The 22,441-nt window shown below is 60.3% G+C and carries 15 protein-coding genes; 7 read left to right on the top strand and 8 right to left on the bottom strand.

Features of this window, described 5'->3' with window-relative positions:
• The first annotated feature begins 355 nt into the window (after positions 1–355).
• Positions 356–2,452 carry a putative bifunctional diguanylate cyclase/phosphodiesterase gene (locus tag JMV15_RS25040; RefSeq protein ID WP_038450352.1) on the top strand — a complete coding sequence of 699 codons (2,097 nt, stop codon included), beginning with the start codon at positions 356–358 and terminating at the stop codon, positions 2,450–2,452.
• Between the two features lie 54 nt (positions 2,453–2,506).
• Positions 2,507–3,253, top strand: coding sequence for an SDR family oxidoreductase (locus JMV15_RS25035; RefSeq protein ID WP_038450350.1), 747 nt, complete (start codon positions 2,507–2,509; stop codon positions 3,251–3,253).
• Here the strand turns inward: JMV15_RS25035 and mapR are convergent.
• The 3 genes from mapR to JMV15_RS25020 all read right to left on the bottom strand — a co-directional run bounded on the left by mapR (position 3,250) and on the right by JMV15_RS25020 (position 6,648).
• Entirely contained in the window at positions 3,250–4,659 is a 1,410-nt protein-coding gene (mapR, locus tag JMV15_RS25030) for a GntR family transcriptional regulator MpaR (protein WP_019816868.1), read from the bottom strand. The genes JMV15_RS25035 and mapR overlap by 4 nt on opposite strands.
• A 155-nt stretch (positions 4,660–4,814) precedes the next feature.
• Positions 4,815–6,224 (bottom strand): cytochrome c oxidase accessory protein CcoG, encoded by a 1,410-nt coding sequence (gene ccoG, locus JMV15_RS25025; RefSeq protein WP_038452177.1) that lies wholly within the window; start codon positions 6,222–6,224, stop codon positions 4,815–4,817.
• Positions 6,225–6,408: 184 nt separating this feature from the next.
• Entirely contained in the window at positions 6,409–6,648 is a 240-nt protein-coding gene (locus tag JMV15_RS25020) for a DUF3203 family protein (RefSeq protein ID WP_014718687.1), read from the bottom strand.
• 122 nt (positions 6,649–6,770) lie between these two features.
• On the opposite strand from JMV15_RS25020, the gene JMV15_RS25015 reads away from it, so the two are divergent.
• On the top strand, positions 6,771–7,262 hold the full coding sequence (locus tag JMV15_RS25015; RefSeq protein ID WP_014718686.1) for an MgtC/SapB family protein: 492 nt from the start codon (positions 6,771–6,773) through the stop codon (positions 7,260–7,262).
• A gap of 19 nt (positions 7,263–7,281) precedes the next feature.
• Here the strand turns inward: JMV15_RS25015 and JMV15_RS28470 are convergent, their stop codons facing one another.
• Positions 7,282–8,295, bottom strand: a complete 1,014-nt coding sequence (locus JMV15_RS28470) for a M10 family metallopeptidase C-terminal domain-containing protein (RefSeq protein WP_231125710.1) — start codon at positions 8,293–8,295, stop codon at positions 7,282–7,284.
• A 195-nt stretch (positions 8,296–8,490) separates the two neighbouring features.
• Positions 8,491–8,655 (bottom strand): hypothetical protein, encoded by a 165-nt coding sequence (locus JMV15_RS25005; RefSeq protein ID WP_165835081.1) that lies wholly within the window; start codon positions 8,653–8,655, stop codon positions 8,491–8,493.
• A gap of 204 nt (positions 8,656–8,859) precedes the next feature.
• Here JMV15_RS25005 and JMV15_RS25000 point away from each other — a divergent pair, with 204 nt between their 5' ends.
• From JMV15_RS25000 to JMV15_RS24985, 4 genes are all read left to right on the top strand, one after another.
• A complete protein-coding gene (locus tag JMV15_RS25000; RefSeq protein WP_201491951.1) occupies positions 8,860–10,848 on the top strand; it encodes an alpha-1,4-glucan--maltose-1-phosphate maltosyltransferase in 1,989 nt (662 codons plus the stop codon).
• A 164-nt stretch (positions 10,849–11,012) separates the two neighbouring features.
• Positions 11,013–14,360 carry a maltose alpha-D-glucosyltransferase gene (gene treS, locus JMV15_RS24995; protein ID WP_014718683.1) on the top strand — a complete coding sequence of 1,116 codons (3,348 nt, stop codon included), beginning with the start codon at positions 11,013–11,015 and terminating at the stop codon, positions 14,358–14,360.
• Positions 14,357–16,603: a 1,4-alpha-glucan branching protein GlgB gene (glgB, locus tag JMV15_RS24990; RefSeq protein WP_014718682.1), complete on the top strand. Its 2,247-nt coding sequence runs from the start codon at positions 14,357–14,359 to the stop codon at positions 16,601–16,603. The genes treS and glgB overlap by 4 nt, the downstream gene beginning before the upstream one ends.
• Positions 16,604–16,645: 42 nt before the next feature.
• Positions 16,646–17,806: a GGDEF domain-containing protein gene (locus JMV15_RS24985; protein WP_019816876.1), complete on the top strand. Its 1,161-nt coding sequence runs from the start codon at positions 16,646–16,648 to the stop codon at positions 17,804–17,806.
• Here JMV15_RS24985 and JMV15_RS24980 read toward each other — a convergent pair.
• The 3 genes from JMV15_RS24980 to JMV15_RS24970 form a co-directional block, all read right to left on the bottom strand.
• Positions 17,785–19,989, bottom strand: a complete 2,205-nt coding sequence (locus JMV15_RS24980; RefSeq protein ID WP_038450345.1) for a GAF domain-containing protein — start codon at positions 19,987–19,989, stop codon at positions 17,785–17,787. The genes JMV15_RS24985 and JMV15_RS24980 overlap by 22 nt on opposite strands.
• A 171-nt stretch (positions 19,990–20,160) precedes the next feature.
• Entirely contained in the window at positions 20,161–21,012 is an 852-nt protein-coding gene (locus JMV15_RS24975) for a CAP domain-containing protein (protein ID WP_014718680.1), read from the bottom strand.
• A gap of 82 nt (positions 21,013–21,094) precedes the next feature.
• The gene (locus JMV15_RS24970; protein WP_038450343.1) at positions 21,095–22,420 is read right to left on the bottom strand and encodes an MFS transporter; all 1,326 of its coding nucleotides are present in this window, start codon (positions 22,418–22,420) and stop codon (positions 21,095–21,097) included.
• Between the last annotated feature and the right edge of the window lie 21 nt (positions 22,421–22,441).

The following is a 22,441-nucleotide window of genomic DNA, read 5'->3' as shown; positions in this document are numbered from 1 at the left end:
CCGCGCATCCTGGGGGAGCAAGATCAACTGTGTGGGCTTGCCCCAATGCCAGTCAGTTAAGCACAGTACCCTGTGGGAGCTGGCTTGCCTGCGATAGCGTTAGTGCAGTAGTAGTTGCGGTGACTGACACACCGCCTTCGCGGGCAAGCCCGCTCCCACAGGGGATCTGCGCAGGCGATATTTTGATGTCCATGACGTCGTTGAAAACAGCCTGGCGAAGCCATCCGATTGACGCCAAAAACTCACTAATGGCCAACTGATTAATTAATCACCTGCCTCGGATTCATACTCGCTACAATCGCCCGCTTTGCCACCCGGCACGGGCTTTTTCGCCCCGTCGCCAGCGAGAAAACCTATGTTGATCGGTAGCTATTCAACCTCCCTTGTCGTGATTTCCCTGTGCGTGGCCATCCTGGCGTCCTACACGGCCTTGGACCTGGCCGGGCGTATCGCGACCGCCAAGGGGCGGGCTGTATACCTATGGATCACTGGCGGCGCAGTGGCGATGGGCGTGGGCATCTGGTCCATGCACTTTATCGGGATGTTGGCCCTGCGCCTGCCGTTTGCCCTCGGGTTTGAGGTAGGCATTACCCTGTTTTCGCTGTTGATCGCCGTGCTATCCAGTGGTTTCGCGTTATGGCTGGTCAGCCAGCCACGCTTGCCGGTCTGGCAACTGGCATTCGGGGCGTTGGTAATGGGCGCTGGAATTGCCAGCATGCATTACACCGGCATGGCCGCGATGCGCATGACACCCGGCATTGATTACGACCCGACCTTATTTGGCGCTTCGTTGGTGATCGCGGTGGTGGCTTCCGGCGCCGCCCTGTGGATCGCCTTCAACCTGCGGCGCAACACACCTTATGTGCGGCTGGCACGGGGTGGCGCCGCCGTCGTGATGGGCGTGGCCATCGTGGGGATGCACTACACCGGGATGGCTGCGGCGCGCTTTGCCGATGGCAGCTTCTGCGGCGCCGCATTGACCGGCTTGAGCGGCAAGGGCCTGGATAACCTGGTCTTGGTCACTTCGCTGGCGGTGCTGGTCATTGCGCTCTTGACCTCGGTGCTGGATGCGCGCCTGGAAGCGCGCACCGCCGTACTCGCCGATTCCCTGACCCTGGCCAATCAGGAACTTACTCACCTGGCCCTGCATGACATGCTCACCGGCCTGCCCAATCGCACGTTGTTGGCTGATCGCATTCAACAAGGCATCCAGGCGGTGAACGAGCGGGGCGGTTGCTTTGCCTTGATGTTTATCGACCTGGATGGCTTCAAGCCGGTCAACGATGCCTTTGGTCATCACCTGGGCGACCAGTTACTGCGCGAGGTCGGCTTGCGCTTGCGTGAGGACTTGCGCAGCCAGGACACCCTGGCCCGTATCGGCGGCGATGAGTTCGTATTGCTGGTGCAACTCACCCAGCCCGACGATGCCATGGGCTTGGCCGAGCGCCAGGTGAGCCTGATCAACCGCACCTTCACGGTGGCCGAGCATGAGTTGCAGATCTCGGCCAGCGTCGGTATCGCCATGTTCCCCGGTAACGGTAATAGTCCTCAGGAACTGCTGATGAACGCCGACGCGGCGATGTATCACGCCAAGGGCATGGGCAAGAACGGCTACAGCTTCTTCGATGTGTCGATGAACACCAATGCGCGCAAACAACTGCAATTGCTGCAGGACCTGCGCAATGCCCTGGAGCAGGGGCAATTTCGTTTGCACTACCAACCCAAGTTCGACGCCGTCAGCGGTCTTGCCGTGGGGGCCGAGGCGCTGTTGCGCTGGGAGCATCCGCAACAAGGCTTGTTGATGCCCGCTACGTTTATTGCACTGGCGGAGAAAACCGGGCTGATCATCCCCATCGGCGAATGGGTACTCGATGAAGCTTGTCGCCAGATGAGCCTGTGGTACGCACAGGGTTATGAGCACTGGCGCATTGCCGTAAACCTCTCGGCGTTGCAGTTCTGCCACGCCGGGTTGGTCAACAGCGTAGCGGCCGCGCTGGAGCGTCACCAATTACCGGCCAACAGCCTCACGCTGGAGATCACCGAGACCACCGCCATGAGCGATGCCGACGCGAGCATGAAGGTATTGCAGCAACTGTCGGACATGGGTGTGGACCTGTCTATCGATGACTTTGGCACCGGGTACTCCAGCCTCATGTACCTCAAGCGCCTGCCGGCCAATGAGTTGAAGATCGACCGCGGCTTTGTACGTGACCTGGAACACGACAGCGACGACGCCGCCATCGTCTCGGCCATCGTGGCCCTCGGCCAGGCTCTGGACTTACGGATTGTCGCCGAAGGCGTGGAAACCGATGCGCAGCAAAATTTCCTTACCCGCCTGGGGTGTGATTCCTTGCAAGGCTATCTGTTGGGGCATCCATTGCCGGCCGACAGCTTCATGACCAATATCCGCAGTGCCGAACAGGCAGCAGTGCCTGACAAACGCCCAGAGTGACGGGTATTCTTGGATCCAACCCTAAACATCAGGTTGAATCAGGAGACCGCAGCCATGGACAAAGTCGTCATCATCACCGGGGGCAGCCGAGGGATTGGCGCCGAGACGGCCTTGCTGGCCGCTCGCGAAGGTTATCGCATCTGCATTAATTATCAGTCGGACGAGAAGGCTGCCAATGCTGTGCTTGAACAAGTGCGCGGCCTCGGAGCACAGGCCATCGCGGTGCGCGCCGATGTCAGCATCGAAGATGAGGTGATTGCGCTGTTCAATCGTGTGGATGCCGAATTGGGGCGTGTCACTGCGCTGGTCAATAATGCCGGTACCGTGGGGCAAAAATCGCGGGTCGACGAGATGTCCGAGTTTCGTATCCTCAAAATCCTCAAGACCAATGTGCTGGGCCCGATTCTGTGTGCCAAGCACGCGGTGTTACGCATGTCGCCCCGGCATGGCGGGCAGGGCGGCAGTATCGTCAACGTGTCCTCGGTGGCGGCGCGGCTGGGCTCGCCGGGTGAGTATGTCGACTACGCCGCCTCCAAGGGCGCGCTGGATACCTTTACCCTGGGGTTGTCGAAGGAGGTGGCGGGCGAGGGCATTCGCGTCAACGCCGTGCGCCCAGGCTATATCTTTACCGATTTCCATGCCCTGAGCGGCGACCCGGACCGAGTCAGCAAGCTGGAGTCCGGCATCCCGATGGCGCGCGGCGGGCGTCCGGATGAAGTGGCGGAGGCGATTATCTGGTTACTGTCGGACAAGGCATCGTATTCCACCGGAACGTTTATCGACTTGGGGGGCGGCCGTTAAAACGATCGCACAATCCGCCCTAATGTCTCCATGGCCTTTTCCGATGCCTCGTTCCACGGGCTGCCATAGTTCAAGCGTATGCAGTTTCTGAACCGCTGAGTTGCGGAAAAGATCGGCCCCGGCGCAATGCTGATGCCCTGGGCCAAGGCCATCTGGAACAACTTCAGCGAGTCGGTCTGCTCCGGCAATTCCAACCACAGGAAATAGCCCCCCGCCGGCTGGCTGACCCGTGTCTGGGCCGGGAAGTAGCGAGCGATAGCCGCGAGCATGGCGCTTTGCTGTTCTTCCAGGGCGTAGCGCAGTTTGCGCAGGTGGCGGTCATAGCCGCCGTGTTGCAGGTAGTCGGCAATTGCCGCCTGGGCCGGCATCGACGGGCATAACGAGGTCATCAACTTGAGCCGCTCGACCTTCTGTGCAAAGCGCCCGGCGGCGACCCAGCCCACTCGGTAACCCGGCGCCAGGCTCTTGGCAAAGGAGCCGCAATGCATCACCAGCCCTTCGGTATCGAAGGCCTTGGCCGGTTTAGGCGCTTGTTGCCCGTAGTACAGCTCGGCGTAGACGTCATCTTCGATCAGCGGCACTTGATGGCTGCGCAGCAGTTCCACCAGCGCCTGTTTTTTCTCTTCAGGCAGCGTGGCGCCCATGGGGTTCTGGAAACTGGTCATGGTCCAGCAGGCCTTGATCGGATAGCGCTCAAGGCTTTGGGCCAGGGCGTTCAGGTCAATACCGTCGCGCGGGTGCACCGGGATCTCCACGGCCTTGAGCTTCAGGCGTTCAAGCACTTGCAAACACGCGTAGAACGCCGGCGCCTCGATGGCCACCAGGTCGCCCGGTTCGGTCACAGCCTGCAGGCACAGGTTCAACGCTTCGAGGGCACCGTTGGTGATCAACAGCTCCTCCATCGGCAGCATCAGGCCACCGACCATATAGCGCAGGGCAATCTGCCGGCGCAGTTGCGGGTTGCCCGGCGACATGTCGGTGACCACCAAGCGTGGGTCCATTTCGCGGCTGGCGCTGGCCAGGGAGCGGGCCAGGCGCGGCAGCGGGAACAGCATGGGGCTGGGGAAGGCCGAGCCGAAGGGCACGGTGTTGGGGTCTTTGATGGAGTCCAGTACCGAGAACACCAGCTCACTCACGCCCACCTCGGTGGACTCATGCACCTGCTCACTCACCACCGGTTCGGAAAACGGGCTGGGCGCATGGGCGTTGACGAAGTAGCCAGAGCGGGGGCGTGCGCGAATCAGGCCACGACGCTCCAGCAGGTAGTAGGCCTGGAACACGGTGGACGGGCTGACGCCGTAGGCCTGGCTGGCATAGCGCACCGATGGCACGCGCTGGCCGGGGCCGAGGACGCCGGAGCGGATCAGTTCTGCGATGTCGTCGGCAAATTTTTCGTAGCGTTTCATGGCGGCCTAATTAGCTTTTTGAATGTGTACGCAGGGCAAATTGTAGGCGCTGGCTTGCCTGCGAAGGCGGTGTGTCAGTCACTGCATCTGTTACTGCTCTACCGCTTTCGCAGGCAAGCCAGCTCCCACATTTGATCTCTGTTGTTGATGAAGTATCAGCGATTCAAGGGCGCTACGAAGCGGCTGTCAGCAGCGGTATAGATCCAAGGTTCATCCACATCAGTGACTTTAAAACGTAAGGTTTGAGAGCTGCTGGCCGGTGTGTCCGCCAGCAATGCTACCGACACCGGTATATCGACAATTTCCCCGGCAGCCAGGCTGACCTGGGTCTTGCCTTGCAACTGGAACCCCTCGGCATCCACCAGTTCCAGGCGGTATTCCTGGCGCTGCTGGGTTTTGTTGATCACCTTGAGGCTGTAGATGTTTTCGATCAAACCCAGGCTGTTTTCGCGGAACATGCCACGGTCTTTGGTCACATCCAGCGACACCATCGGCCGTTCAATCAGGGCCACCACCAGTGCCGCGAGCATCACCACCAGCACGGCACTGTAGCCGATCAGGCGTGGCCGCAGCAGATGAGTCTTGCCACCCTGCAATTGGTGCTCACTGGTATAACTGACCAAGCCACGGGCATAGCCCATTTTGTCCATGATCGAATCGCAGGCGTCGATGCAGGCTGCGCAGCCGATGCATTCCATCTGCAGGCCGTCGCGGATATCGATGCCCGTGGGGCATACCTGCACGCATAGCTGGCAATCGATGCAGTCACCGAGGCCAACCTGCGCTGGCGGCACGTCACGTTTACGCGGGCCACGTTGCTCGCCGCGGGCGGCGTCGTAGGAAATAGTCAGGGTGTCTTTATCAAACATCACGCTCTGGAAGCGTGCATAGGGGCACATATGCATGCATACGGCTTCGCGTAGCCAGCCGGCATTGATGTAAGTGGCCCCCGTGAAAAACAATACCCAAAACAGGCTCACACCGCCCATCTGCCACGTCAGCAGTTCGGCGGCCAAGGGGCGGATGGGGGTGAAGTAGCCCACAAACGTCAGCCCGGTCAACACACTGATACCCAGCCACAACGTATGTTTGGCCGAGCGCCGTGCCAGCTTATTCAGGCTCCAGGGTGCCGCCTGCAGTTTGATACGTTGGTTGCGTTCACCCTCGGTCACCTTCTCGCACCACATGAACAGCCAGGTAAACGAGCTTTGCGGGCAGGTGTAGCCGCACCAGACGCGGCCGGCAAACACCGTGATCGCGAAGAGGCCGAAGGCACAGATGATCAACAGCGCCGAGAGCAGGATGAAATCCTGGGGCCAGAATGTCGCACCAAAGATATGGAACTTGCTCTCGGCCAAGTCCCATAGTACGGCTTGGCGTCCACCCCAGTTCAGCCACACAGTGCCAAAAAAAGCCAGAAACAGCAGGCCGGCACCGCCCACGCGCAAGGTGCGGAACACACCGGTAAAACTGCGGGTATGGATCAGGTTGTCGCTGGATTTGGCCTTCACCTTCTTTGGGTGAATGGGCTCAAAGGTTTCCACGGTTGGGATTCGTTCGCTCATGGTCATTCGCTCATCAGCCTCCATCAGGCGGATGAACTATGGGCGACAGACTGTTTGCATAACAGACTCAGGTGGAAGGATAAAAAGCGGATCAGATAGGCTTGATGCGTTCTTGTGCGTCAATGTGCTGCACCCCGAGTCTATAGGGGTGCAGGGATTCAAAGGGTTCGATGATACAGATCAATCAAATCACCGAACCAGGCTTTTGCGCCTTTACATGGTTACGGCCATCCGTGGCCCCTTCAACCGTCAGCGCGTCGGCTTCGGCTTCAGTGATATAGATCCGCTCGCCCGCCAACTCCACATAGGACATGGCTTTGTCATGGTCGGTAAGGATCTTCACGCGGGTGGCTGGCAGGCTTTGTTCCTGGCCGTCCACGTCGAGCGTGAAGTAGCACAAATGGTTTTCGATGCGCAGGGGCATGGCGATCTCCTTTCTATGGGCTCTATCACGTTAGGCGACCCCTATGACAAGGGGTTCCAGGCAACTGACTGGCGGTCTGCGCTGTCCATCCTTTATCTATCCATAATAAAAGGAGCGCATCCATGGACGCCTGGTGGCATCAAGTGTGGCAAACCCTGCAAGCCGAATTCGCGGACATCGGCGATGCCCGGCAACTCACCCAAGTGACGGTGCGCCTGCTGATCGCCGCGATCCTGGGCGGCATCCTGGGTTTTGAGCGTGAGCACAAGGGCAAGGCGGCTGGCGTGCGCACCCATATGCTGGTTGCGCTTGGTGCGGCGCTGTTCGTGCTGGTGCCGCAGATGTCCGGCAACCAGGCGGACGCCATGAGCCGTGTGGTTCAGGGGGTGATTGCGGGTATCGGCTTCCTTGGCGCCGGCACCATCCTCAAGGGCAAGGAAGATGAAGAGGGCCAGCATGTGAAGGGCCTGACCACGGCTGCAGGGTTGTGGATGACCGCCGCCATTGGTGTGGCGGCGGGGATGGGGCGTGAATCGACGGCAGTACTCAGTACACTGCTGGCCCTGGCGGTGTTCAGCATCATGCCGAGAATCGTCAGATTGTTGGAAAAGTGATCCTGAGTCATACCGCGGATCAGGTCACGATGTTGCTTTGGCGTACCTCACCAAACACCTTGAGCAAAAAGGGGTCTTTGCCCGGCGCATCGGCGATGACAATTACGCTGGTGTTGGCGCTGGGCGAGTGATGGATCTGCATTTCACCGATTACTTCTGGAAACCGATCGACCGGCCGCAGCGACGTGTTCAGCTGCCGCTGGATGCCGGACAGGTCCAGTTTATCTCCCGATTTGAAATTGCGGATCTCGCTGGGGGCCTCCAGGGTAGATTCACTGGTGGCGTTGAAACTGTAGGTTGCAGCGCGAGTGTCGGCAGGCGATGAGTCCTGCGTTTCAGGCGCCGCCGATTGGTCGAGCTTTTCGTCGCTCAGGGACGAAGCTGCATCCGTGAGGGCTTTGGACTTGGTCTCCATTGCAGAAAAATTTTTGCTCAGAGCACCCAGTTCTTCGAGCCAATTTTTGTGATGGTCAACGGTGTTCCAGATGTCGCCGTCGAACGCGGCGGTAATGATTTCCAGAAGTTTGAGCCTCATTTTATCGGCCGCCTCATTGATCACCTGGTGCTTGGCAGACTCCAGGTTTGAATCAATATTTTTTTTGTCGAGCTTGTCCCTGATCTCTCGAAGTGTTTCGCGGTTTTTTTTCGCGTTGGCGCCCCTCGACATTAATTTGACATTCTCTGGGGTCAATGTGGTGTTGAACTGCTCAGTGATTGCGCGAGATTTCGGCGAGCTTGGATTGCGTTGTATCTCCTTGATGGTGTCTGGGGTCAATGCCGTATTCAGGTCGTCCAACTTATTTTTCGCCTCTACCTCCGACATAGAAGGTGAGGTGTTGGACTTCGTCGTTGGCGACAGGGGGGTATGGGGTGAGCGGTCAGGCGCCTTAGGGGAGGAGGACCAGTTCGGGCCGGCCTTTAGCAACGTATTTATTCGCTCGGGCGTCAGCGCCTGTTGATTGGAGACGGGATTGGAGGATGTGGGTGTTGTGACTGGAGCAGTGGGCGTTGATGGGGAGGCGATAGTCGACATGGGTCTACTCGTGATAAATGGGCTAAAGGCCAGGTGAAAAAAAGGCTGAGCATTCACGCGAGATCAATATAAAAAGGAACAGTAAAACGAACATTCAGCCTTGACGTGGAACTTCGTAGGACTCCTCGTTTTTTTGTGTGCTCGAACACCAGGACGTCTAGGTGTTCGAGCAGGCCGTGTTCTTGCTCTGATGATTTAGACGATCACCGGAGGCAGGGTCGTCGGCGGCTCTTGCACGGGCGGTGGGTCGTTTTCCGGCGGCTCTCTCTCTGGAATGGGCGCCGGTTCACTGGGCGGCGTCGGTAGTGGCGGAGTGTCGATATTCGGATCTTCAGGTTCAGGTGGTATCGGGATATTCATCGGTGTGGCCTCCTTTGTGCTTTGCTCTAGCGGTGGACCGCTGCCTGGGGCAATTGATTCCCTGCCCAGCGGCGGCATATCCACCTGAACTTTTGCGGCGCGCCCAGGCTCGGACCTTATACGGCCACGCTCAGGGAAAGCGTCGCCGCCTTTGAATTCGGATCAAGCCAAGAGCGTCCACAGGGCGTAAGGGGAAGATGCTCGATGATTGCTGAAACACTGGCTCCAGAAGGCTCGATACTGCCGCTGTCGCAAGCGCTGTTGTTACCCAGGATCGCTATCGAAAGCACCATGCCGGTGATCGACAATGGTGAGTTCGCCGTCAAGGCTGTCGTCGGCCAGCGTGTCAATGTCACCAGCAAAGTGTTCGCTGATGGTCACGACAAGCTGGCGGTGCTGATCCGCTGGCGCGTGCTGGAGGAAGAAAGCTGGCACAGCGTGGTCATGACCGATGTCGGCAACGATGGCTGGGAAGGCGCGTTCACCGTCGCCCAACTCGGGCCGCATGAATACTGCATCGAGGCATGGATCGATACCTTCGCCAGCTTCTGCTATGAATTGCGCAAGAAACATGAGGCCGGGGTGCCGGTCAGCCTTGAATTGCAGGAAGGCCGCAGCCTGGTGTTGCAGGCTGCCGAGCGCAGTGACAACGAATTGCGCGACCGTTTGATGGTGTTGCACCACGAACTGTCGGGCCTGCTGGAAACCGAGCAGGTGGCGTTGTTCCTGCACGAAGACAGTGCACACCTGATGACCCAGGCCGATCATCGCGCGTATCTGAGCATCAGCCCCGCCTACCCAATTGACGTAGAGCGTGAGGCGGCGCAGTTCGCCAGTTGGTATGAGCTGTTTCCCCGCTCGATCACCGATGATCCGGCCCGCCACGGTACATTCAACGACGTGCACTCGCGCTTGTCGATGATCCACGACATGGGTTTTGACGTGCTGTACTTCCCGCCGATCCATCCTATCGGCCGCAGCCACCGCAAGGGCAAGAACAACTCACTCACCGCAGGCCCCGATGATCCGGGCAGTCCGTATGCCATCGGCAGCGCGGAGGGCGGGCATGAGGCGATTCACCCGCAACTGGGCAGCCGTGAGGATTTCCGTCGCCTGGTCAAGGCCGCTGCCGACCACGGCCTGGAAATTGCCCTGGACTTCGCCATCCAGTGCTCCCAGGACCACCCATGGCTTGAACAGCACCCTGGCTGGTTCAACTGGCGCCCCGACGGCACGATTAAGTACGCCGAGAACCCGCCGAAAAAGTATCAGGACATCGTCAACGTCGATTTCTATGCGGCGGATGCGATTCCGGGCTTATGGACAGAACTGCGCGACATTGTGGTGGGCTGGGTGGAAGAGGGCGTGAAGACCTTTCGCGTCGACAACCCGCACACCAAGCCGCTGCCGTTCTGGCAATGGCTGATCAGCGACGTGCGTGCCAAGTACCCGGAGGTGATCTTCCTCGCCGAAGCTTTCACCACCCCGGCAATGATGGCGCGCCTGGGCAAGGTCGGCTATTCCCAGAGCTATACCTACTTTACGTGGCGCAACACCAAGGCTGAACTGAGCGAGTACCTCACTCAACTGAACCAATCGCCCTGGCGTGAGTGCTACCGCCCGAACTTCTTCGTCAATACGCCGGACATCAACCCGGGTTTCCTGCATGACTCCGGCCGCGCAGGCTTCCTGATCCGCGCTGCGCTGGCCACGATGGGCTCGGGCCTGTGGGGGATGTATTCAGGCTTTGAGTTGTGTGAGTCGGCGCCCGTGCCAGGCAAAGAAGAATACCTCGACTCCGAGAAGTACGAGATCCGCCCCCGCGACTTTACCGCCCCCGGCAACATCATCGCCGAGATCGCCCAGCTCAACCGCATCCGCCGCCAGAACCCGGCGTTGCACACGCACCTGGGGCTCAAGCTCTACAACGCCTGGAACGACAACATCCTGTACTTCGGCAAGCGCAGCGAGGACGGCAGCAATTTCATTCTGGCCGCCGTCAACCTCGACCCGCACAACGCCCAGGAAGCCCACTTTGAATTGCCGCTGTGGGAGATGGGCTTGCCCGACGATGCCCAGACCCAGGGCGAAGACTTGATGAACGGCCATCGCTGGACCTGGTACGGCAAGACCCAATGGACCCGGCTGGAGCCGCAGATGCCGTTCGGGATATGGCGCATCAGCACCCCCTGAGTGCTCGTTCCCACGCTCTGCGTGGGAACGCCTCACTTCGCTCTGCGTGGGAATGCCTCACTGGACGCTCTGCGTCGCGCTTGGGACGCGGAGCGTCCGGGGCTGCATTCCCACGCGGAGCCTGGGAACGATCCTCGAGAACTTTGTATTTTCAGGAGTTTGCAATGGCCAAGAAACCCAAGGCAGCCACCTTCATCAAAGACCCGCTCTGGTACAAAGACGCGGTGATCTACCAGGTACACGTCAAATCCTATTTCGACTCCAATAACGACGGCATTGGTGACTTTGCTGGGCTGATCGCCAAACTCGACTACATCGCTGACCTGGGCGTGAACACCATCTGGCTGCTGCCGTTCTACCCGTCTCCCCGCCGTGATGACGGCTACGACATTGCCGAATACCGCGGCGTGCACAGCGACTACGGGACGATGGCCGACGCCAAGCGCTTTATTGCCCAAGCCCATCAACGCGGGCTGCGCGTGATCACCGAGCTTGTGATCAACCACACCTCCGACCAGCACCCCTGGTTCCAGCGTGCGCGCAAGGCCAAGCCAGGCTCGGCGGCGCGGGACTTTTATGTGTGGTCGGACGATGACCAGAAATACGACGGCACACGCATTATTTTCCTGGACACCGAAAAGTCCAACTGGACCTGGGACCCGGTGGCCGGCCAGTACTTCTGGCACCGCTTTTACTCGCACCAACCGGACCTCAACTTCGATAACCCGCAGGTCATGAAAGCGGTGCTGTCGGTGATGCGCTATTGGCTCGACCTGGGCATCGACGGCCTGCGCCTGGACGCCATTCCCTATCTGATCGAACGGGACGGCACCAACAACGAAAACCTGGCGGAAACCCACAACGTCCTCAAGCAGATCCGCGCTGAGATCGATGCCCATTATCCCGACCGCATGCTGCTGGCCGAAGCCAACCAGTGGCCGGAAGACACGCAGCTGTACTTTGGGGATAGAAAGGGTGATGACGGCGATGAATGCCACATGGCCTTTCACTTTCCACTGATGCCGCGCATGTACATGGCGTTGGCCCAGGAAGATCGCTTCCCCATTACCGACATTCTGCGCCAGACCCCGGAGATTCCCGCCAACTGCCAGTGGGCAATTTTCCTGCGCAACCATGATGAGCTGACCCTGGAAATGGTCACCGACAAAGAGCGCGACTACCTGTGGAACTACTACGCCGCAGACCGCCGCGCCCGCATCAACCTGGGCATTCGGCGACGCCTGGCGCCGCTGGTGGAGCGCGATCGTCGGCGGGTGGAATTGCTCAACAGCCTGTTGCTGTCGATGCCGGGCACGCCGACCCTGTACTACGGCGATGAAATCGGCATGGGCGACAACATCTACCTGGGCGACCGTGACGGCGTGCGCACGCCCATGCAATGGTCCATCGACCGCAATGGCGGGTTTTCCCGTGCCGACCCGGCCAGTCTGGTGTTGCCGCCGATCATGGACCCGCAATACGGCTACCAGTCGGTCAACGTCGAGACCCAGGCCCAGGACCCGCATTCATTGCTCAACTGGACCCGGCGCATGCTCGCAGTGCGCAAGCAGTCCAAGGCGTTTGGTCGTGGCAGCTTGAAAATGCTCTCGCCGACTAACCGGCGCATCCTGGCTTACACCCGTGAATACACCGGTGAAGACGGCCACACCGAGATCATCCTGTGCGTGGCCAACGTGTCGCGCAGCGCCCAGGCGGCGGAGCTGGACCTGTCGGCCTTTGCCGGCATGGTGCCGGTGGAGATGCTTGGCGGTAATGCCTTCCCGCCAATCGGCCAGCTGAATTTCCTGCTGACCCTGGCGCCCTATGGTTTCTATTGGTTCGTGCTGGCAGCGGAAAACCAGATGCCCAGCTGGCATGTGGAACCGGCGCAAAGCATGCCCGACTTCACCACTTTGGTACTGAAAAAACGCATGGAAGAGCTACTCGAAGAACCTTGCCGCACCAGCCTGGAACATACGTCACTGCCCGCCTGGCTGCCCAAGCGGCGCTGGTTTGCCGGCAAAGATACGGCAATCGACACGGTGCACATCGCATATGGCGTGCGTTTTGGCGACCCGCAGCATCCGGTGTTGCTCAGTGAGATCGAAGTGACCAGTGCCGGCCAGGTCAGCCGCTACCAACTGCCCTTGGGCTTCCTTGGCGAAGACCAGTTCACCAGCGCCTTGCCCCAGCAATTGGCGTTGGCCCGAGTGCGACGCACCCGCCAGGTAGGTTTGGTGACCGATGCCTTCAGCCTTGAGCATTTTATCCTTGAGGTGATCCAGGCCATGCAGGCCGGCACCGTGCTCAATACCCCTGACGGCGATCTGCGATTCGAGGCCACTCATCACTTGGCCGCATTGCAACTGACCCGTGAATCGCCGGTGCGTTACTTGTCCGCCGAGCAGTCCAACAGCTCGGTGGTGGTCGGTGAGAGTCTGGTGCTCAAGCTGATTCGCAAAGTCAGCGCCGGCGTGCACCCGGAGCTGGAAATGAGTGCGTACCTGACCGCCGCTGGCTACCCGAACATCTCGCCGCTGCTGGGCTTTATGAGCCGCCAGGACGGGCAGGGACAGGACAACTTGCTGATGATTGCCCAGGGTTACTTGAGCAATCAGGGCGATGCCTGGAGCTGGACCCAGAACAACTTGGAGCGGGCGATCCGCGATGAGCTGGCCGACGCGATCTCTGAACAGGAACAGCATTACAACGCCCTCGGGGAACTGGCAGATTTTGCCGGTTTGCTCGGTCAGCGCCTGGGTGAAATGCACCTGGTGCTGGGTGCGCCAACGGCCGACAAGGCCTTCAAACCCGAACCCACCACAATCAAAGACACCCAAGCCTGGGCCAAGGATGTCGGCGCCCAGATCGACCGTGCCTTGCAGTTGCTCAAGCTTAATCAAAGCCAGTTGAACCCCGCCGACCAGGCGTTGGTCAGTGAATTACTGGCGCAGAAAAAAGCCATCGCGGCGCATGTCCAGGCGTTGGCCAAAGCCACGGCGGGCGGATTGCGCATTCGCGTCCACGGTGACTTGCACCTGGGCCAGGTATTGGTGGTCAAGGGCGATGCCTACTTGATCGACTTCGAGGGCGAACCGGCGCGACCGCTGCATGAGCGGCGCGGCAAACACAGCCCTTATAAAGATGTGAGCGGTGTGCTGCGTTCCTTTGATTATGCCGCGGCCATGGCGCTGAATGTACAAGGGGTGGATCACACGCCAGAAGCGAACGCTGCGCGCAAACGCGTGACCGACCGCTACCTGAATGAAGCCCGCGTAGCATTTACCCAGGCTTACCAGGCCGCTGCGTCTACACTGGCGCATGACTGGCAGGATGCCAACGGCCAAGACGCAGCGCTGACCTTGTTCAGCTTGGAAAAGGCCGCGTACGAAGTGGCCTACGAAGCAGAAAACCGCCCGACTTGGCTGCCGGTGCCCCTGCAAGGGCTGCACGGCTTGTTGAGCGGGCTGACACCTATATCTAAACCTGTACGCGGTGGGGAGACGTCATGAGTTTTACACAGAGAGAACCGCTGCAGCCCAAGTTGACTGCATTGCCGGCGTCCAAGGACGTCGATGCGCTGGTGCGCGCCGAGCACCCCGATCCCTTTTCGATCCTGGGGCCCCATGATGACGAGCAGGGCGGCCAGTTTATCCGTGCGTTCCTGCCCGAGGCCCTGAGTGTCCAGGTACTGGCGCGTGACACAGGTGAGCCGTTTGGCAGCCTCGATGCCACCCAGGTGCCAGGCCTGTTTATTGGGCACTTCAGCACTCGCCAGCCCTACCTGCTGAAAATCCAGTGGGCCGGCGGTGAGCAGATCACCGAAGACCCCTACAGCTTCAGCCAATTGCTGCTGGGGGAAATGGACCTGTACCTGTTTGCCGAAGGCAATCACCGTGACCTGGGCAACTGCCTGGGGGCTCAGGTGGTCAGCGTCGATGGCGTGCAAGGCGTGCGCTTTGCCGTGTGGGCGCCGAACGCCCGGCGGGTTTCGGTGGTGGGCGACTTCAATATCTGGGACGGGCGCCGCCACCCGATGCGCCTGCGTCATCCATCGGGGGTGTGGGAAATCTTTATCCCGCGCCTGCAACCGGGCGCGGCCTACAAGTATGAAATTCTCGGTGCCCACGGCATTCTGCCGCTCAAGGCCGACCCTGTGGCGCTGGCCACCCAACTGCCGCCGGACACCGCCTCGAAGGTCGCCGCACCTTTGCAGGTGGATTGGCAGGACCATGAGTGGATGCAATCGCGGGGAGACAAGCAGAAAGCCACCGCGCCGTTGTCGATCTACGAGCTGCATGTGGGGTCCTGGCAGTGCGAGCTGGACGAGGCCGGTGAAGTGGCTCGGCAATATGGCTGGCGCGAATTGGCCGAGCGGCTGATTCCTTACGTTCAACAATTGGGCTTCACCCATATCGAACTGATGCCGATCATGGAGCACCCCTTTGGTGGCTCGTGGGGTTATCAAGCGTTATCCCAGTTTGCCCCCAGCGCGCGCTTTGGCTCGCCGGAAGACTTTGCCTGGTTCGTCAATGCCTGCCATCAGGCCGATATCGGCGTGATCCTTGATTGGGTGCCAGCGCATTTCCCCACCGATACCCACGGCCTGGCGCAATTTGACGGTACCGCGCTGTACGAATACGCCAACCCGCTGGAAGGTTTTCACCAGGACTGGGACACGCTGATCTACAACCTGGGCCGCACCGAGGTCCACGGTTTCATGCTCGCGTCGGCCTTGCACTGGCTCAAGCATTTCCACGTGGACGGCCTGCGTGTGGACGCAGTGGCCTCCATGCTGTATCGCGATTATTCGCGCAAGGCCGGTGAATGGGTGCCCAACCGTCATGGCGGCCGCGAGAACCTGGAAGCCATCGATTTCTTGCGGCACCTGAACGACGTGGTTGCCCTTGAAGCGCCGGGCGCGTTGGTAATTGCCGAGGAGTCCACGGCCTGGCCCGGCGTCAGCCAGCCGACCCAACAGGGAGGCCTGGGCTTCAACTACAAATGGAACATGGGCTGGATGCACGACTCCCTGCATTACATCCAGCAAGACCCGGTGTACCGCGCCCATCATCACAACGAGCTGAGTTTCGGGCTGGTGTACGCCTGGTCGGAGCGCTTTATCCTGCCGATTTCCCATGATGAGGTGGTGCACGGCAAGCACTCGCTGATCGACAAGATGCCCGGCGACCGCTGGCAGAAATTTGCCAACCTGCGCGCCTACCTCAGTTTCATGTGGATGCACCCCGGCAAGAAGCTGCTGTTCATGGGCTGCGAATTTGGCCAATGGCGCGAGTGGAACCACGACCAGCAACTGGATTGGTATTTGCTGCAATACCCCGAGCACCGTGGGGTGCAGAAGCTGGTTGGCGACCTGAACCGCCTGTACCGCGAAGAACCGGCGTTGCACGAACAGGACGATGCGCCCCAGGGCTTCCAATGGCTGATCGGTGATGACGCGATCAACAGCGTCTACGCCTGGCTGCGCTGGAGCAAGGGTGGCAAGCCGGTGTTGGTGGTTGCCAACTTCACCCCGGTGCCCCGTGAAGGCTACGCAGTCGGTGTGCCGTTTGGTGGGCGTTGGAGTGAGGTGATCAACAGTGATGCCGATACCTACGCCGGCTCCAATTACGGGAATGGCGGAGCCGTGTTTACCCAGGATGAGCCGCGCCATGGGCAACCGGTGTCGTTGTCTTTGAACCTGCCGCCCCTGGGCGTGCTGATTTTGCGACCTCAAGAGCCTGAAACGCTCTAGCGCGGCGTATGCCGCTGTTCGGCTTGCTGGCAAGGTGCCACAATGGCGCCTTTGCCGTCGCCGGTCAAACAGGCCAACCCCATGAATAGCCTCGGGCAGGACCAGGGTCACTCCATTGAAGAGCAGGTGCGAACCGACCGTTTGCACCAGCTGTTTCGTCAATCATTCTCGGCGATCTTCGGCAGCTACCTGGGCGCCGTCATGCTCTGCTGGCTGTGCTGGGATCGGTTCGATCATCAGGTCATCCTGGTGTGGTTGGTACTGTTGGCGGGCTCGTCATTGGTGCGCCTGCATCTGTTCGTGCAATGGTTTCGCTGCCCTGACGCGGCGCGCACGCCCGCCCGTTGGGAACGCCGCTACTGGGTCACGCTGATGCTGTCGGCGGGTATCTGGGGCGGCGGGGCGCTGGCGGTGATGCCGGTCGATGACCGCTTATCCCAGGTGTTGGTGATGCTGTTTACCGTGGGCATGTCGGTCAGCGCGGTGTCCTGTTATTCAGCCTATCGCTACATGACGCTGGGCTCGATGGCGCTGGTGTTGCTTCCCTGTACGGTATGGATGCTGTTTCAGCCTTCGCCGATGCAGGTCGGCGTGGCGTTGGCGGTGCTGGTGTTTGCTTCGTTTGTGGCCGGTGCCACGCGCAAACTCTCCGATGCCCTGGAAAAAGCCTTTCGCCTGACGAGGCAAATGGAACGCGCTCATCATATTTCCACCCGCGCCGCTCAGACCGATGAACTGACCGGGCTGATGAACCGTCGGGCGTTCTACGAACAGGCTCAGTTGCTGTATGCCCAGTGCCTTCGCGAGCAGCAGCCGTTGTGTGCATTGATGATGGACATGGACCACTTCAAAGCCATCAATGACACCTACGGCCACCAGGCCGGCGACCAGGTGTTGCGTCAGATTGGCGCGGTGATCAGCGCGTCCTTTCGCCAGACCGATATCTACGGTCGCCTGGGGGGCGAGGAGTTTGCAGTGCTGCTGCCCAATACCTCATTGGAGACCGCACGCAGCATTGCCGAGCAGTTGCTCCAGACGATTTATCACTTGCCCGCCGACCCGGTACAAGGGGTGAGCGCAAGCTTGGGCGTGGCATCGACCCACGCTCAGCCTCTGGATTTGAACGGCTTGATGAACAGCGCCGACAAGGCCCTGTACCAGGCCAAGGCATCGGGCCGCAATCAGGTGGCGGTTGTCGACTGATCCTTGCTCATCGCCTTTGCCAGCACTCGCGCAACCTGGTCGGCGGAGTAGGGCTTGGCGAGGAACTCAAAGCCTTCATAGCCGCTGTCCGCCAGTTCCTCGCTGTAGCCGGAGACGAGTACCACGGGCAGGTCCGGGCGGCGCTGGCGCAGTAGCTTGGCCATGGCCACGCCGGTCATGCCGGGCATCACCACGTCGGAGAAAATCGCATCGAACCCCTGGACGTCTGTGCCGGCGAGGTTCAGCGCCTGTTCGGCATTGGTCGCCCACGTGGTCTGGTAACCCAGGTCCTTGAGGATCTGGCTGGCGAAGCGTCCTACCTCAAGGTTGTCCTCGACGATCAGCACGTGCTGATGAGCAGCCTCTTGCGGCGCTGGCAAGTCTGTATGCGGGTCTTGATCCGGCGCCGCTTCGCCTTCGACCTGCGGCAGGTACAAGGTAAACACCGTACCCTGGCCAAGGGTGCTGGCCACATCGATATTGCCGCCTGACTGCTTGGCAAAGCCGAATACCTGCGACAGGCCAAGGCCCGTGCCTTTGCCCACGGCCTTGGTGGTGAAGAACGGCTCGAAGATGCGTTCGAAGGTATCGCTGGGAATCCCGGTGCCGGTATCGGCCAGAGAAATGGCGATGTAGGGCATGCACGACTCGGCATCCCCGCGAATACGTGGCAGCGTTTGCTCGCTGGCGACTTTGAGGGTCAGGGTACCCTGGCCGTCCATCGCATCGCGGGCGTTGAGGGCGATGTTGATCAGCGCGGTTTCGAACTGGCTTGGGTCGATGCGTGCATAGCAGGGCCGATCGGGCAATTGCACCTGCACATGAATGCGTGCGCCGGTGACGCTTTCGAGCATCTCGCCGATGTTCTGCACGCGCTGGCCGACATCGAACACCTGCGGGTTCAATGGTTGGCGACGGGCAAAAGCGAGCAGTTGGCTGGTGAGCTTGCTGGCCCGCTCCACCGTGTCGGATACCGCGCACATATAACGTTGCCGACGCTCTTCGGACAGGCCCGGTTGGCGCAGGAAATCCACGGATGAGCGGATAATGGTCAGCAGGTTATTGAAGTCATGGGCGACGCCACCGGTCAGTTGGCCGATGGCCTCAAGTTTTTGTGACTGGCGCAGTGCAGCTTCGGCTTCGGCCAGCGCACGGGTACGCTCATTCACGCGCTGCTCCAGGCTGGCATTGAGTTCCGCATAGGCGGCCAGGCCCTTACGCACGGCGGCGTCGGCACGCACGCGCTCGATATGCGCCCATGAACGTTCGGTGACTTCGCCCAACAGCGCGATGTCGTAGGACGACCAAAAACGCGGCACTTTGTCGTGTACGGCCATCAGTGCGGTGAGCCGCCCGTCTTTGATCAAGGGCATGCAAATGGTGGCCGTCACACCGAGTGCCTGGAAGCTCGCGGCGTCATGGGGCGGCAGCTCGATCAGATTATTGCGTACCACCAGTGGCTCGCCGGCACGCAGGCAGTTGACCGCGCATTCGCCAAACGCCGCCAGGCTGTAATGGCCGATGATGCTCGGCGAGCCTTGCGCCGACCAGTCGCCTCGAATGGTGAAGCCATCTTCATCCTCGTCCATGTCGGCGTAGGCACAGATGGACACCTGCAGATGTTCGGCCAGCAGGCGAGTCGTAGACGTCAGGATGGTTTCGGCGTCGGTAGCGTTGGTCACGCTATTGCTAATGGCGTCCAGCACTTCAAGACGACGGGCGAGGAACACCGTGGCAGTGGTTTCGGTCACCGTGTCGAGCAAACCGACCACTACACCTTGGGCATTGCGAATCGGGCTGTAGCAGAAGGTGAAATAAGCTTGTTCCGGCGCTTCGTTGCGTTGGATCAACAGCGGGAAGTTTTCGATATAGGTGGCGTGCCCATCGAACGCGGCGTCGGCGATAGGGCTGATATCGTCCCACACCTCGTGCCAGATCTCGTTGAACGGGCGGCCCAAGGCGTCGGGTTTGCTACCCAGGATCGGCGTGAACGCGTCGTTGTAGAGGGTAATCAACTGAGGCCCCCAGACGATGGCCTGGGGGAAACTCGACGCGAAGCACAGCGCAACGGTTGTCTTCAACACATCGGGCCAGTGTTCAAGTGGCCCCAGGGGCGTACTGGCCCAATCGTGCTGACGAACCCGCTCTGCCATTTCGCTGCTGCCTTGCAGCCAATTCATCATGGGGTTCACACCTTGCTTGCTACGTACTGTTTAGCTTTGAAGAGTCATACCGACTAGCAACAGACCGGAATGACCGCATTCAGTTCAGCGCGATTATCTCCCTGATAGCACTTTGATTTCACTGTCTATTTGCACGCCTTCATTATTGGCCGGTTGGGCCGGCGCCCAACCTTATTGCGTGCCGAATAAGCCCGTCCAATAGATGCCCGCGTCACTCTTGGGGTCCATGGCGTAGGCAGCACCCAATTCGCGAAACTGCGGGTTCATCAGGTTGGCGCAGTGGCCGGGGCTGGCGAGCCAACCGTCGACGACCTTGCGCGGCGTGTCGAGGCCGGCGGCGATGTTTTCGCCGATATTCTTCGCGATATACCCCGCCAACTCGGCGCGGTCACCCGGCGTGCGGCCGTCGGGGTCCAGGTGGTCGAAGAAATTGCCGTTGGCCATGTTGCGGGTATGGCTGTTGGCTGCGCCGGCCAGGGTGTCGTTCCACGACAGGGGCGCCGTGGCGGTGAACGCCTGGGTGCCACACTGGCGCGGCTCGGCACGGGCGGTGTTGATCAGGTCGAGCAGTTTTCTGCCTTCGGTCTGCCAATCGCCCAGGCCGCTGGTCACCAACGGGCGAGCCAGCACGATGCGCCAGTCCTGGCCGCTGTTGCTGACGCCGATGTCGACAAATTGCGGGTCGAGCACTACGCGGCAAAAGCTTTCGCGCACCGCTTTCATCGCGGCCTCGGCATCCTTGGGCCCGGACAGGCTGATGGCCTGCACATTCACCATCGGGTAGGCAGCGCGCGCCAGCGACTGCTGCAAATCGCCGACATTGGAGGCCGGCAACACCAGCCGCGTGTCGCTGGTCAGCGGCGGAAGCTCCTGGGAACCCTGGTCACCGCAGCGTTGCACCTGGCTGCGGTATTGGTTGATCTGTTGGACTAACTGACTTTCTTCATTCGCCATCGCGCTGGCGCAGAACACCGTAGTGGCGGCCAGCGTCGTAAGACCCATCATCAATGACAGAACGCGCATGGACGTTACCCTTGAGCTTGAAAGTGCCCATGATGCGCGATCCAGGTGCATCCATGCACCCGTTGGTCCGAACTTTTTTTGCTCAGTTCTTGAATGTCGAGTGTTTCGCGCCCTGATCGCAGAGGGCAAACACCACCACCAACAAGGCAGAAATCGCGAGGATCACCACCACGCCATCGGTGGAGTGGGTGGCCGAGGCCGCTACCATCGACAGCGCGCCCAGCGGTGCCAGGCCACCGGCAATGGCGGTGCCGATCTCCCGCCCGGTGCCAAAGCCCGATGAGCGCGTTTGCGTCGGGAACTGCCGGCTCAGGAACGAACCCTGGGGGGCGAACATCATCGGCGCGAGGATTCCGGTGCCCACCCCGATGGCGAGGTAAATCATCAGGCTTTCACCACTGTTGAGCAGGGCCAGGAACGGGTAGGCGAACAACAGCGAGCACAGCCCGCCGAGCATCAACACGGTCTTGCTGCTCCACTTGTCACACAGCCAGCCGAAGCAGGGCACGGCGACGATGGCCACCATGCTGGCGATGGTCACCGACAGCGAGGTGACATGCACGTCCACGCCTTTGAATTGGGTCAGGTACGCCAGGGAGAAGGTCTTGAAGATGTAGCTCAGGGCGTTGTAGCCAATCGCGACAAAAAACACCACGGCGAGGCCCTTGAGGTCATTCTTGAACAAGGCTTTGAGAGGCGATGGCTTGGCCTTGGCTTTTTCTGTGCTCAGCGCTTCGAACTGTGGGGTCTCCGGAATGCTGTTGCGCACCCACAGGCCGACGCCTACCAGCACGATGCTGCAGATAAACGGAATGCGCCAGCCGCCGGCCAGCAGGAACTCGTTGCCGTTGATGGTCAGCAGGTAAATAGTCAGTGAGGACAGCAACAGGCCTAGGTTCAGGCCCAGTGCCGGCCAGGCGCCCTGGCTGCCACGCTTGCCTTGGGAGGCATGCTCGTAGGAGGTGACTGCCGCGCCCGACAACTCGGCACCTGCGCCCAGGCCCTGGATGATGCGGATAAACACCAGCAGGATCGGGGCCCAGATGCCGATGGAGGCGTAGCTGGGGATCAAGCCGATCAAGGTGGTGCACACGCCCATCAGGCAGAAGGTCAGCACCAGCACTTGCTTGCGCCCGAACTTGTCGCCCAGGTAGCCAAACAGGATGCCGCCGAAGGGGCGGGCGATAAAGCCGATGGCAAAGGTCGAAAAGGCCATCAGCGTGGCGGTCTTCGGGTCGCTGTTATCGAAGAAGATCTTCGAAAACACAATCGCCGCCATGGTGGCGTACAGGTAAAAGTCATACCACTCCAGCATCGAGCCGAAGATGGTGGCGGCGGCTACTTTGCGTAGGCGCTTGCGGGTTTGTTCGGGCGTTTCGGTACCGGGAATGGAGGCGGATGCCGACATGCTGGACTTCCTTCTGGGTCT

This window comes from Pseudomonas paracarnis, assembly GCF_904063055.1.
In the GTDB taxonomy this organism is placed as follows: Bacteria; Pseudomonadota; Gammaproteobacteria; order Pseudomonadales; family Pseudomonadaceae; genus Aquipseudomonas; species Aquipseudomonas paracarnis.
This window is presented reverse-complemented; position numbering and strand designations above follow the sequence as displayed.